Consider the following 13,145-nt stretch of genomic DNA (forward strand, 5'->3'; position numbering starts at 1 on the left):
ACGGGAAGCTCAAGTCGTCAGCCAGGACACCTGACTGGTGACGCGATAGGCGTCATGAGTCGTGCCGCCGGCGCGAGAAGGTGCTGGTGTGTGATGCGCCGTCGAGTTCGGCGGGCGATCACGACTCAGCTGAACCGGCGCTATTGACCCACACCGGACCTGCAAGGAGCGGAGTCCGGTCACCCTTCTTGGCCTGGTTGCTTGACGGTCGGCCCTGCAGATTCGGCATGGGCTTCCGGCCGGTGGTCGTCGCCCGTCACAGGCTTGGTATCGCCATCCGCCCATTCGGTTCCGACGGACGACTTGCTGTATTGCCTTAGGGCCATATATTGATTCGACATGGAGATTTTCGAGACCTACTACTGCGGGTACGCCATGGTCGCGGCGGCATTGCGGCGGGAAATCCTCGACGGCCAACTCGCGCCAGGCGCGTCGCTGCCGTCGGAGAAAGAGCTCACCGTCCGGTTCGAGTGCAGCCGCGACATGGTGCGCGACGCATTGCAGGTCCTGCGCCGCGAGCTGCTGATCGTGTCGCTGCGGGGCAGAGCGCACCGGGTCGCGCCGGTCCCGGACCGGCAGCGGCTGGCCCTGGCCGCCGGCGCATCGGTCATCGGCCGGATGCCCTACGAGTTCGAACTCGGCGCACTGGACTGCAGCCCCGAGACGCCACTGCTGCAGGTCACCACCCACGACGGCAACGTGCAGGCTTTCCCGGCCGACCGGTTCCTGCTCGCGAACCCGTGAACGGCTGGTCACCGACGTCGAACGAATATCGCCGCGGCGATCTACTCACGCAGCGCCGTCAGGCCGGGCGGCCAGCCGCAGCTCTTTTTCGACTTCAGCGACACGCTCTGCCGCTCCTTCGGCGGCCAGGACCCGCCGCTCCCAATCCTTCAGACTCATCGCCGCCCCTTCTTGGCATCCCCGACCTTGCGCTACGTGCCGTCGCCGATCAGCTTCTTGGTACTTCAAGTGTCTGAGGCCGCCGGTACTTCCTTGGTCGTCAGCGGTCCGATATAACCATGTGATGCCGGGCGACGATGTCGAGACACGTATTCGCCTCGCGATGTTCCGGCATCTGGACCAGGTGAGCGCGAAGCACCCGGACGGCGTCCCCTCGGACGTCATCAACTCGTTCACGTTCGACGGTGCGCCGATGCGGCTGGTCGTGCAGCCCGGTATTCGCAAGCCGGCGATCTTGTCGGCAGCCTTGACCATTCGCACCACGTATACGCGGCCGGGTTTCGACGCTCCTTACGAGGACCAGTTCGGTGGGGACGGCAGTTTGCGGTACAAGTGGCGGGGCACTGATCCTGCTCACCCCGACAATCGTGCCTTGCGTGAGGCGATGGTCCGGCGCCTGCCGCTGGCATATTTCGCTCCCGTGACCCGCGGCGTCTACGAAGCTATCTACCCCGTATATCTGGTCGAGGAAGATGCGGGGTCGCACGAGTTTGCCGTGGACCTCAGCGAATATTCACACTGGGCCGGGGACGGCGATGAGGTGTTGCTGGAGCGCCGTTACACTCGTCGGCTCACCAAGCAGCGGCTGCACCAGGTGATGTTCCGGCCGAGAGTGCTCCGCGCCTATGAATCCCGGTGCGCGCTTTGCCGCCTCGCTCACGCTCCGCTGCTCGACGCCGCGCACATCCTGCCCGATCACCATGAGCACGGCGACCCCGTTGTGCCGAACGGGCTGGCTATGTGCAAAATCCATCACGCTGCCTACGACGCGAACATCCTCGGCGTCCGGCCCGACCGTGTGGTCGAGATCCGGGAGGACATTCTTGCCGAGATCGACGGCCCGATGCTCAAGCACGGCCTGCAGGAGATGCACGGTTCGGTGATTTTCCTGCCACGTTCCCGGCGCGATCATCCGGACCGCGACCGGCTCGAGCAGCGGTACGAGCAATTCCGTTCAGCTGCCTGAGTCAGCGCAACGGTTCATCATCTGGCCGGCAAGCAAATCCCGCTTGATGCCTCACCCGGCAACAGGCTGGGCTGCGCGATCAGTACGTGGACGTTCGCGGTTCGTGTTGGTGGTCGAGCCGGGTCTGCGCTGTCTCGATCTCTCTGTCGGTGAACAGCGGTGCGAATTGCGGGCGGACGACGGCTGCCTCGACGGAGAGGTCCAGCCGTCCGCGTTCCCACAGCGCCGTGAACCCGTCCGACACCGTCGACGCGGCCAACAATTGGCGGGCCGTAGCCAGGCCGCCCTTGTCGGCCACCATTGAGCGGAAGAGCGTGGCGTTGTAGCCGGCCTCGTCGCGGGCCTGCTCGTAGACCCGAACCATGGTCTGGTGGAAGTCGGCCTCGAGCGCGCGCAGGGCGTTCCCGTCGTCTGGTGGGCGAACCATCGCGGTTGCACTGGAGCTGATGCGCAGCAGGCGGGTGACACTGCGGAACCGTTGGGCGGTCGGACTGGTCGCTGGAAAGTACTGCACCAACCCGACAATGTTGGAGCGGGCATCGAGGACCGGGGCGTCCTGGCGTTGTTTGGCCGCGAACAGGACTGCCTTTGCCTCGTGTTGCCGGAGCCAGCAGACGAATCTGGCACCGTTCGTGTGCGCGCGCTCCACCATCACATTAGCTCGGTACTTGCGCGCCTCCTCGGACGTGGGCGGGTAGTACCTGGCCCATCCGGTCATTTTGCCGTCGTGGCGGATTGGTGTGTCGGATCGTTCCTGGTATGCCTGGGCGACCGCGAGTGCCTCGTGCGGCCGGATCCAGGCAATGCTGCGGTAACCGGCCGGGACAGCGGCGAATGGGTCTGTCTCAGCCGGTTCGACGTCGGTGTTGACCGCTGGCGCGGACGGGCGCTCGGCGGGTCGGGGACGTGGGATGACCGGCACGTCGATGGTTTCGACGGCTGTCGGCTCGGCCGGCGGGTCAGGCTGAGGAGTGACCATTTCGCGGACCGTTCCGTCCGGTCCGATCGTGACCATCTTGCCCAGCGCGATGAGCCGTGCGATCTCCCGCTGCTGCTCGATGCCGAACGGCAGAACGCCTTCGGTGAGCTCGGCGCGTTCTTCTGCCGGTTCAGGGGTCGACGCGTCGGATTCAGGAGTCGGCGCGACGGAACCGTCGTCGGGTTCGGTTGCGAAGGGCGTAATGCGGAGCTCGCTGATGCGCTCCCAGACCGGCTGCATCGCGGCGTCAGGGTCGCGGCTGAAGACGCTGCCGCGAATCCGCACGAACACGCAGTTGCCGACTCGCTCAAGCACCGTCTGCCGACGGATGTCGCGCTCCCACTCGTCCGGCCCGTGATAGGCATCGCCGTCGCATTCGATGGCGAGGCGGCGTCCGTCGGGCGCAGCGAGCACGAAGTCGATGCGGTAGCTGCCGATCCGGAACTGTGGCAGCGGGCGGTACCCCTCCAGCAGGATCCGTTTGAGTACCGCTCGTTCGAAATCGCTGTCGCAGCGGCGTTCCAGATTGTCGTATGCCTCGTCGGCGCCGGTGACGTTCTGGCAGTACCGCAGCAGTTTGCCGCGGGCGTCTTCGGGGTTGAGCTCGTCGGGCTGGACGGAATGGAACACCCAGAGCTGGTCGCGCGCTCGGGAGGCGGCGACGTTGACGCGGCGGTGCGAGTCACGCCGGGTGAAAGCGGCGATGGCTCCCTTGTGCGGGGAGACGACCAGGGTTACGAGGACAACGTCGCGTTCATCGCCTTGGAAGGTGTATGAGTCACCGACTCGCAGGCGGCGGCGGCTGATTTCGTCTTCGCCGATGACGAGCCGCAGTTGGTTGAGGATGTAGAGCGCCTGATCGCTGGTGCTGAGCAGGCTCACGACGCCGATGGTTTTCCCTCGGTACGCCGGGTCGTCGACGATGGCCTTCACCTGGGCGACGAGAGCGTCGGCCTCCGCGACGTTGACGTCACCGAATGCGCCGACCGATTGCCGGATGCCTTCCGGTACGTACACGGTCCGGACAGGGTCGCCGATTCCTTGGGGCCGGTCGGTCCGCAGCGGCTCGATGGCATTGTCGTAGTACTCGCGGCTGGAGAACTCGATGATTGCCGGCACACAGCGGAAGTGTTCGGTGAGCCGGATGCGCTGCGGTGAGCGGCGCACGGCGTGGTCATAGAGGCTGCCTTCGGTGTCGAAGTGCTCGGCTGACGGCACCTCGCCCAGCAGATGGGCGTTGACGAGGCTCGTGACATCGCCAACAAAGTTGAGTTGGGGGCCGATCTGCTGGTCGTCACCGACGACGACGGCCCTCTGCGCAAGCGTCAGCACTGGCAACGCGAAAAGGTCGGCCTGGGATGCCTCGTCGACGATGACCACGTCGAACTTGGCGCCGCCGGAGAACTGTTCGATGGCCCGGTCCAGCGGCATGACCCAGACCGGGACTGCGTCCACTGCCTCGGTCATGGCCTGCTGGGCGTACGCCTGCCATTTCGCGGCGTTCTTGCCGGTGCCTTTGCCGTACTTGCGCAGAGCGGTGGCCCAGTCGGCGAGCGCGGCCCGGCGGCGGTCGTCGAGCCCGCGGGATACCTCGAGCCACGCCGAGCGCACGACCAGATCGCTGGTGAGCCGGCGGATGCGATCGCGAGCATGTTCCACCCGGCGGCCCAGGGCATTGGCGTCGACGCTGCCGACAACGCTGTCGAACCAGGTCTGAGCCTGACGCCACTGCCAGCGCAGGAGGCATTCCATGCCGGTGCCCTGCAGCGCCGGCGCCGTACCATCGTCGATTGCTGCGGCCCATTTAGGGGCCGCAACCGCAAGCCTCGCGCGAAGGCGCTCGTAGGTTGCTGCGTCGGGATACAGGGCGGCGAGACTGCGGATCTCGGTGAGGATGCCGTCCCAGCTGCTCAGCTCCAGGCTCTGCAGGTCATGGTCGAGCAGCCGCCACAAGTCGCTGGCGTTCGCGGTCGCCATGCCCTGCTGCAACGTCGCGGTAAGCGCTCGATCCTGCTCGACCAACCGGTCATGCTCGAAGACGGCGCTGGCGCGACCCAATCGAGTGATCAGCTCGTCCAACGCATGAGCGTTGACGGTCGGCGCGAAACGGGGGAGCAGTACGCTGACCGCCCGGTACAACTCGGGCCAGCGACGGCGGTCCCAATCGAGCGATCCGTCGGCCTCCGCCATGAACCGCCCGGCCCACAGCTCCGGTTCGGCGTGGTCGGTGGGGAGTGGGAACCCGAGTCGCTGCGCCCATTCAGCCCAGCGGACGCCGAGCTCCTGACGAATCCGGATGCGGTTGATGAAGGCCGTCACGACGTCGACATCGCTCGTGGTGCGCAGCGGCTCACCATCTACCCGGCACTCGATCGACAGCTTCGCGAGGCTGCCGGTGAAGATTTTGCTTACGGTCTTGCCGCTGGCGTACCGCTGCCGCAACTCACCGAGCTCGGTGAGAAGCCCTCGAGGCTGGCCCATCCGGACCGGAGGAATCTCGACGCGGTGACCGCCGACGGTGCGCGACAGAGCCGTCAGCTGCGCGAGCAGGTCCTGGGTGACTTTGACGTGGTCCTGCCACGCTGTGTTCAGATGTGGGTCGGCGATCAGGTGGCCGAGCCGATCGGTCCACGAGCCTTCGCGGTTGTGAAGGTAGGTGGCCGCTTCGCGAAGTTGGGCGAGCAGCTCGGCCAGCTGAAGCTCGCCGTAGGCCCGGACCGCGTGCATGTCGACGGCGTGGTTCGTCAGATCGTCGATCTCGGCAGCGGTTGCCCTGATCCGGGATCGGCGTTGATGGAGAGCCGCTGCTGACGGCAGTTCAGCGACCGACGGTAAGTGCCGCAGGGCCTGCCGCCGGTCCTGGATGGGAATGCGCCGGGCCAGGTCGAGCAGCACGCCGAACTCGTCCGTCGTCAGCGGGGCCGGCCCGGGCTCCCACAGCGGATCCGGGATATCACCGTACTGATCCGCGCGGGCCAGCAGCCAAGCGCCGACCTCGGCCGACGTCAGCGCGACGTCGTCGATCTTGTACGTTGCCGCGTCGCCCTCGGCGATCGTGCGAAGGTTGGCGAGTGCTTGGCCGAGATCGCGCTCGGCCTTCTCGAGCTCCGTGGTCAGCGAGGCGACAGCGCGCTGCTCGGCCCGATGGTCAAGCGTCGCGGCCCGATCGGAGAGCTCACGTGCGGCGAGCTGCAGCTGGGTGAGCTGATCGGTCGACCTTCCCAGGACGGCCAGACAAAGGGGCTGCACCTCCGCCGGTAGCCCGTTACGCAGTACGCGGAGCGGATCCTCCTTCTGCGCCACGACAAGCACGCGCTTACCGTGCGCGATGAGGTGACAGATGAGATTGCGGATGGTGTGGGTCTTGCCGGTGCCGGGCGGTCCCTGGACGGCGACATTGCGGTGCTGTGCGAGACGGTAGGCGATGGACTCCTGCGCCTCGTTCGTCGGCATCGGCATGAGCAGACGCTGGCCAACCTGGCGCCACCGTTCCGGTTGATCACCAGGCATGGTGAGGTTGCTCGGCTCATGCGCGAGCACCGCGGCGAGCGAGCCGATGGTGTCCGTGTCGCCGACCTCGAGCCGCTTGCGCAGCTCGTCCAGGAACCGGCGGATCATGCGCTGCTTGGGGCGGACCAACAGCACTCCCGTGTCGTGGATGTGCGCGTCATCAGGGGCGGACCCGTGCGCCGGCCTGACAGCCGGCTCCATGCCGAGGCGGCGCATGGCCCGCTCGAACAACTCAATCCGCTCGTAGTCCTCCCACAGGTTCACCGACACCTGGCCACCGTGCTGGCTCAGCTCGAGCAGCTGGCGCAGGTACCGTTCCGGCAGTCCGGTGAGAGGATCGGTCTGAAGCCTGGGCGCACCGTGCGGGGCGACCGTGATCAGCGAACGGTCGGGGTCATAGTCGACCGTGACGGGCGTGGTGACCAACGGGTAGCGGACCCGGTGACCATCAACGACCATATTGACGATCCCATGGCCCCAGACCAGCTCGTTGGTCGCCGAATTCATGTCGAGGCTGTGCTTGAGCTCGAAGAGCCGATCGTGCAGTCGTCGTACCTCATTGACGACGCGGACGGACTGCGCCCACGGGTGCCACACCTCATCGCGCCAACGCTCGAACCGGGCGCGGGTCTCTGCATCATCGGTGTTCGCCGCCGGCTCCCGATCGGCGGACACCGGGTGCAGGAGCACGCGCAGCACATCTCCTGGCGTGCTCGGCGGCCGTGGCACCACCGGAAGCCCGACCCGCAGCCAGGTCGCCTCATCACCGGCCATGCCGACCGCGCATGCGGCGTGCTCCGGAAGTTGATGCTGCCAGAACGCGTCTGCCGTCGGTACGGTCCGGGACGGCTTCTCCATCTGGGCGCGGACGGCCAGCAGGTAATGGGTCAGCGCAAGCGCTCGGTCGCGGATCGTCGATGGCGCGTCGTCGACTGCGTCGGTGAAACTCATACCTCACCGCCCTGGTGGTAACCGAAATTGGCGGTAGTCACTCCTCCGCGGAGGAGCGCGTGCTCAGTCATGGTGATGTCCACGTCGAGGTCGCAGCCGATCTTTCGCGCTCCAGCACATGCGAACTCAGGTGCTGACGTACCGAAAACGATACAAAGCAGTCGCGCAGAACGGGTCATTCCATCGTGTAGTGAAGCTGCCGAACGTCGCGCCAGCGGTCCGCTGAACGGTCTGCCCTTCCGGTCTGACCGGCCGGTACCGCTGTTCCCCCCGTGCTCCAAGTCGGCGATCGTTCGAGACTGGGGCTGTGACGAAACCTGACGGCTACCCTGTGCCAGATCGGCTGACGGAAATCCGTGCGCGCGGAGCGTCCACCACGCAGCAGGCCACACGGTGGAATCTTCGGACTTGGCAAGCGATGCTGCCCGAGCACTCGGAACTGCTGGAGCAGCTGCCCAATCCCATCGACCGGGAGGCCGTTCGAGCTCAAGCGTCAAGTCTTAAAGATGAGGCCGACGCGATCCGATTGTTCATAACGGCCATGGTGTGGGGATACGGGCCGATCGGGTACGGTCCGTTTAGAACGGCTCGAGTGTTGGCGGAAAATTCCGCCGCTGCGGCCACGCTGTTGAGCGTCGGGCAGTGCGTTCGCACCGCCGGCGGGCCGGCGGCGTTTGGTTTGCTCAAGAAGAACCGGTTGCGGTGGCTGGGCGTCTCGTTTGCGACGAAGTACATGTACTTCTGCAACGAACCTTCCAGGAACCCGGCGTTGATTCTGGACTCGCTTGTGCAGCGATGGCTCTCTGTCAACGCCGACATCCGCCTGCGCACGGACTGGCGCGTTGACCACTACGAGCGGTACGTCAGGACGGTGGTCCACTGGGCGGCTCAGCTGAGCCTTGAGCTCGGCGAAGTCGAGTTCCTGATGTTTGATGATGAATTGCACCGTGGCAATGACAACACAACGCGCCGCGCTGATCTGCGAGGTTTCACCATCGAGCCGTCGACCGGAGCCGAGTGTCAGGCCGTGCTCGATGCGCTGGACGAAGCGGTCGATGCATTCGCGGCGATGATGGACGGCGCAGAAGGCCATGACCATGAGGACTTTGACCGAGGCATACGTCAACTACGCCGAATTGTGGTTGCTCGGGCCGCGCAGGCCGGAAGTCCGTGCTGAGTGCCAGCGGGTGGCGGTCGACCCGCAACCCGCTGCCGGCTGCCAGGGAGAGGGATCGGGGAGGGGACCTTCGCTGGTCCGGACAGTGTTTCCAGTACCAGTTGGCAGGCTCTCCAGATAGCAGCAGACGAATTGAACCGCCAGCGGATGGGGAGCTCCTCGCGTAAGGACCGTAGCGTTTTTAGCGTTTAGAGCTATCATGGTTCCGTGGGTTCTACACCGTCCGAACTGCTGACGACGACGGAGGTTGCTGCGTTGCTGCACTGCTCGCGGCAGCATGTCGTCAACCTGTGCGATAACGGGACGCTGTCGTTCGTGCGGGCCGGGTCGCATAGGCGGATTCGGCGGGACGATGTGGAGCGGCTCCTGCGGCCGCCGTTCCGGCGTGAGGTGGAGAAGTCGCTGTGGCTGCATCGTGCGGTGGCTGGCAAGCTCGTTGCCGACCCGCAGCGGGGAATGGCGCTGGCGTACCGCAATCTGGCCCACCGGCGGGAGGTCCACTCGGACGGCAGCGCCGAGGTCTGGTTCGACGCCTGGGAGCGGCTGCTCGATAAGGGCGTGGACGCGGTGGTCGACATGATCACGGCGCGGACCGAGGTGGCCGCGGAGTTGCGCCAGAACACGCCGTTCGCCGGATTGTTGACCGAGCGGGAGCGGCTGAAGGTCCTGGCGGCGTTCGACGCCACCCATCCCCGGGCGGCCAGGTCTGCGTGAGACGCGCGCAGCTCGAACACGTGCTACGCGCCGTGTCTGCGATCGTCGACGACCCCGACGTCCTGGTCATCGGCAGCCAGTCGATCCTCGGCGCGATACCGGAACATCTTCTGCCATCCGTCGTCACCCGCTCGTCTGAGGTCGACATCGCGTTCTTCAACGACCCGGACGGGCGCAAGGCCGACCTCGTCGACGGCGGCATCGGCGAGATGTCCCCGTTCGACAGCACCTACGGCTACTACGCCCAGGGCGTCGACACTCCACGGCGATCCTGCCCGACGGCTGGCGGGACAGGCTCGTCCTGGTCGCCAACGCCAATACCGGTACCGCGCAGGCCCGCTGCCTCGAGCCCCACGACTGCGCGGCGTCCAAGCTCGCGGCCGGCCGGGAGAAGACCTGATCTTCGTCTCGGCACTGCTTGAGGCGCACCTGATCGACGCCGACACCCTCACTGACCGCATCAAAGCGATGGACATCTCCACACTCCTGCGTCAGCGGATGTTGAGCTGGGTAGCCTCGGCAAGGTAGTGGAAGTGGAGGTACCGATCGTGTCGCCAGGCATCGTGGGTGTCGGGTACGAAGGCCAGACGCTCGAAGAGTTCGTCGAGCGTCTCGTCATGGCGGGTGTTCCGCGGCTCGTGGATTTCCGGATGACGCCGATCTCCAGGAAGCGCGGGCTAAGTAAGACAGCGCTTGGCGCCGCGTTGGCCGAGGCCGGCATCCGGTACGAGCATCGCCGGGAGCTGGGCAATCCGAAGTCGAACCGGGCGGGGTTCGGTGGGTCGCCCGAGGAGCGTCGGGAGGCTAAGGCGGTGTTCGCCGGCCTGCTAGAGTTTTCGGACGCCGCCGATGCGCTCGACGCGCTGGCGGAGGCTAGCCGGCGGGAGCGGGTCGCCGTGCTGTGTTTCGAGGCCGATCAGAGCCGGTGCCACCGCGACGTGGTGCTCCGCGAGGTGGAGCGCCGGAGGTCTACCGCTTCGGGTAGTACACGCCCAGCACGCTGAAGACCTGGACGCGTTTGGCCTGGTTGCCGACGTAGAACGCCACCTCGCGCTCGGCCGCACACATCTGGCCGAAGAACTTGTCCTCCAGCGCCCGGCGGGCTTCGTCATCGCTCACGTCGCCCAGGTTGCGCTGCAGGGCGACGAACTCCCAGTCCAGCAGGCCTTGGTTGTGTCCCCGGCATCGCGGGTCGTGGCAGCGGTACCGATAGCGGCCCTTGAAGCGCGGCGCCTCGAGCGGCGTGCGGTTCCTGCTGTCGAGAAGATCGAGCTGGTTGACGTACGCGTCGATTTTCTGCTGTTCTTCCGCAGTCTAGCCGGGATGCGGCTCCACCTTGAAACCGCTGACGTCCTTGGGTCGCACGAGCGCGAGCGACTGGGCGTCGGCGTGGTCGCGGGTGTTGCGGAACAGGGCGCACATCGAATCCTCGATCTGCGGGTCCAGGTGTGGCCGCCGTGGTTGCCACGCTCGAAGATTCCCGTGCTTGGTGATCGTCTCCGGGTAGGGCTTCCAGCTTTCGCGGCGCTGGTCCTGGCGGGCCGGCCGCGCCTCGACGGTGATGATGTCGTACTTGCGGAACCGGTCGTTGTAGTCGAGGTCGCGAAAGTTGATCGGGTACAGCCTGATCCACCGTCGTGGACTCAGGTCGACGCTAAGCCCGGCGATGCAGACCGTCTCGCCGTACTTCTCGGACGGATGCGGCGCCGCCTTCACGGTGATCAGCACTCGAAGCCGCACCCGGTCGTCCGAGCTCGGCTTCGGTTCCGGTTCGCCATCGCCGGGCCAGAAGAGCGACGGTTGTAGCATCAGCCCAACTCATGGCTCACTGTATCTAATTGGCTACCCAGTGTTTTATAGATTGACATGAATGGAAGCGATCGGGAAGGTGCGGCGTATCGTCAACTCTCGTGCTATATCGGCGCCCGTTTACGCCCGTCGGCGTCGACATCGAGCCTGAGCTCGCAAGCTGGGACAAGAGCGGCTCCCCCGGACAGCACCGCCTCGCCACATGGCTGCAGGAAGTCGACAGGATCGCGGCGCGGGTACCTCCGGTGCCTGGTCCTGTAGCGGTGGCACTCGACGTTGCCTTGCCTCCGGCGACTCCGCTCGGCAGCGGCGGCCGTGACCTCGACAACTTTCTGTTGCCAGTCGTCCAGCGGCTCGGCGCGCGAACGGTAACCGCCGCCTTCGCCACGAAACGCTATCGGCCGACCTTCGCCCTGGCGATCGAACCGGCGAGCGCCGCGACTGAGCCAGTCGGCAGCATGCACCTCGCCCTTCTCCGCGGCTCGTCGGAGAGCAGTGCATGGAAGCACCGGCTTCGCCAGAGCCTCATCGACGCCGAAGTCGCGGAGGTTCCGGCCGGCCCGGTCTGGCTCACCGCGGCGATCGCCACCTGGCCCGGTCGTGTCTGGACGAACCTCTGGAAGCCGCTGATCGACTCGCTCGGCCCGATCCTCGGTGAGCGCGCAGCCAATCCGTTCAACGCCTTCAACGACCGAATCGTTGACCTCGGCCTTCACCACCAGCTCGACACAAGCCTCGAACACGACGTGCGGTTGCAGCTTTGGTGGGGTCCCATGCCGCCCGCCTGACCAGCGGGTTGTAACCCACCTAGAAAATATCTAGGTGGGTTACAACGCGTCGGTAACTATTCGGTGCGACCATCGTGATGGGGCATCGGGCGTTGGGACGCCATGGCGAGTAGCCATAGGTCAGGGCACGATGGATGTTACGAGGTGTGTTCGATAGCCCAGGTTGTCGGCCGAACGCCCGGAATCGGGCTGCGTCGGGTGAGCCGACTATCTACACACCTTCGGCCCAGAATCGGTTGAGGCGTTGGACGGCCTCTTCCTTCGACATCCGCGCGACCTCCGCTTCATCGACGCCCACTCTGGTGATGAGGAGGTGGACCAGCTCGGTGGGCAGCGGCTCGGCGGCCGGCTGTTCAGGCTGGCTCCGTGCCGGTTTGACGCCGTGCTGGACACAGTGCCAGAAGTCGTCTTCGACGACGTCGAGTTGATCACGCAGGATGTGGCTCCACAGACTGGGGCCGTACGTGCTGCGATCGACCGGGTGAGAGATCCGGGTGCGCAGGATTCGGCCGTCCGGTAGAGGAAGCTCGTAGGTCACGTGATGCGTACCGGTGCGGCCCCGTGCTGTTCGGACGGGCTCCCAGCCCTCGACCTCGCAGAACTTGTTGTGGTCCTGCCGTGTCGCCGGCGGTCGGCTCATCGTGCGGAACCGGTCAGCCAGTCGCGGAGTTGTTCGTCGCTGCTGAGCGCTACTACCTGTACCAGGGCCCAGTTGTTGCGGTGGTTCGGCGCGTCCAGCAGGCGCTCCTGCCAGTCGTCGGCGTACTCGCGCAGCGCCATGATGAGTTCGTCGACGGCTTCGTCGAACGCGGTGCCGTCGGCCGCGATAGGTACACCGGGCAGCATGATCGACCATCCGCCGTCCTCCGCGACGGCCTGTGGCGCGGGCAGCGTGGCCATCAGGCTGACACGCAGCCGGTCGGCGTCGACGACCGCGGCGCGACCGGTCTCTCGCTGCACGGTGGCGACGCGGCCCCGGCGCGCGGCATCGAGCAGCTCTTTGAAGTGAGCGCGAGCGCTCGTGTAGCTGTCAAAGTGCGCGGCGATCGACATCGGGGCCTCCTGAAGGTTCGCTTCCAGCATCCGCCCGAAGACCAAGTACGTCAAGTACGTGACGTACTTGGAAATCCGCCGACCAATCGTGGCGGCTCACCTAGTGCTGCGCCGCCTACTACTGGATCCAAGGAACGCGGCCAACTGACGAATACATCAGGCTGTGACAGATGCGGCCGAGACCCGTCACGCGGCTGTCGCGCCCTGCCGGGACGAAATCGTGCATAGGTCGTC

Annotated in this window: 12 protein-coding genes; 7 read left to right on the forward strand and 5 right to left on the reverse strand. The window is 65.9% G+C overall.

The features are described 5' to 3' along the window. Positions 1 to 339: 339 nt before the first annotated feature. Both Dvina_RS01825 and Dvina_RS01830 read left to right on the forward strand, forming a co-directional pair. Positions 340 to 744 carry a winged helix-turn-helix domain-containing protein gene (locus Dvina_RS01825; protein ID WP_223100632.1) on the forward strand — a complete coding sequence of 135 codons (405 nt, stop codon included), beginning with the start codon at positions 340 to 342 and terminating at the stop codon, positions 742 to 744. 283 nt (positions 745 to 1,027) lie between these two features. Continuing rightward, the gene (locus tag Dvina_RS01830) at positions 1,028 to 1,930 is read left to right on the forward strand and encodes an HNH endonuclease (RefSeq protein ID WP_223100633.1); all 903 of its coding nucleotides are present in this window, start codon (positions 1,028 to 1,030) and stop codon (positions 1,928 to 1,930) included. A 79-nt stretch (positions 1,931 to 2,009) separates the two neighbouring features. On the opposite strand, the gene Dvina_RS01835 is transcribed toward Dvina_RS01830, so the two are convergent. Then, on the reverse strand, positions 2,010 to 7,370 hold the full coding sequence (locus Dvina_RS01835) for an AAA domain-containing protein (RefSeq protein ID WP_223100634.1): 5,361 nt from the start codon (positions 7,368 to 7,370) through the stop codon (positions 2,010 to 2,012). A gap of 307 nt (positions 7,371 to 7,677) precedes the next feature. On the opposite strand from Dvina_RS01835, the gene Dvina_RS01840 reads away from it, so the two are divergent. The 4 genes from Dvina_RS01840 to Dvina_RS01855 all read left to right on the forward strand — a co-directional run bounded on the left by Dvina_RS01840 (position 7,678) and on the right by Dvina_RS01855 (position 10,265). Further along, entirely contained in the window at positions 7,678 to 8,547 is an 870-nt protein-coding gene (locus Dvina_RS01840; RefSeq protein WP_223100635.1) for an 8-oxoguanine DNA glycosylase OGG fold protein, read from the forward strand. Between the two features lie 207 nt (positions 8,548 to 8,754). Continuing rightward, on the forward strand, positions 8,755 to 9,261 hold the full coding sequence (locus Dvina_RS01845) for a helix-turn-helix domain-containing protein (protein ID WP_223100636.1): 507 nt from the start codon (positions 8,755 to 8,757) through the stop codon (positions 9,259 to 9,261). 32 nt (positions 9,262 to 9,293) lie between these two features. Further along, on the forward strand, positions 9,294 to 9,683 hold the full coding sequence (locus Dvina_RS01850) for a hypothetical protein (protein WP_246655964.1): 390 nt from the start codon (positions 9,294 to 9,296) through the stop codon (positions 9,681 to 9,683). Positions 9,684 to 9,794: 111 nt separating this feature from the next. Further along, positions 9,795 to 10,265 (forward strand): DUF488 domain-containing protein, encoded by a 471-nt coding sequence (locus Dvina_RS01855; protein WP_246655965.1) that lies wholly within the window; start codon positions 9,795 to 9,797, stop codon positions 10,263 to 10,265. On the opposite strand, the gene Dvina_RS53970 is transcribed toward Dvina_RS01855, so the two are convergent. Then, entirely contained in the window at positions 10,231 to 10,380 is a 150-nt protein-coding gene (locus Dvina_RS53970) for a hypothetical protein (protein WP_246655966.1), read from the reverse strand. The two genes, Dvina_RS01855 and Dvina_RS53970, sit on opposite strands and share 35 nt — an antisense overlap. A gap of 195 nt (positions 10,381 to 10,575) precedes the next feature. Further along, complete coding sequence (locus Dvina_RS53975) at positions 10,576 to 10,989, reverse strand: hypothetical protein (RefSeq protein WP_246655967.1); 414 nt, start codon at positions 10,987 to 10,989, stop codon at positions 10,576 to 10,578. A 182-nt stretch (positions 10,990 to 11,171) separates the two neighbouring features. Between Dvina_RS53975 and Dvina_RS01865 the strand changes: the two genes are divergently transcribed. Further along, complete coding sequence (locus tag Dvina_RS01865) at positions 11,172 to 11,858, forward strand: hypothetical protein (RefSeq protein ID WP_223100637.1); 687 nt, start codon at positions 11,172 to 11,174, stop codon at positions 11,856 to 11,858. Between the two features lie 211 nt (positions 11,859 to 12,069). On the opposite strand, the gene Dvina_RS01870 is transcribed toward Dvina_RS01865, so the two are convergent. Together Dvina_RS01870 and Dvina_RS01875 are read right to left on the reverse strand one after the other, a co-directional pair. After that, entirely contained in the window at positions 12,070 to 12,396 is a 327-nt protein-coding gene (locus tag Dvina_RS01870) for a hypothetical protein (protein ID WP_223100638.1), read from the reverse strand. A gap of 98 nt (positions 12,397 to 12,494) precedes the next feature. After that, positions 12,495 to 12,965 (reverse strand): hypothetical protein, encoded by a 471-nt coding sequence (locus tag Dvina_RS01875; RefSeq protein WP_223100639.1) that lies wholly within the window; start codon positions 12,963 to 12,965, stop codon positions 12,495 to 12,497. Between the last annotated feature and the right edge of the window lie 180 nt (positions 12,966 to 13,145).

The sequence above is a fragment of the Dactylosporangium vinaceum genome (assembly GCF_019904175.1).
GTDB classification, from domain to species: domain Bacteria; phylum Actinomycetota; class Actinomycetes; order Mycobacteriales; family Micromonosporaceae; genus Dactylosporangium; species Dactylosporangium vinaceum.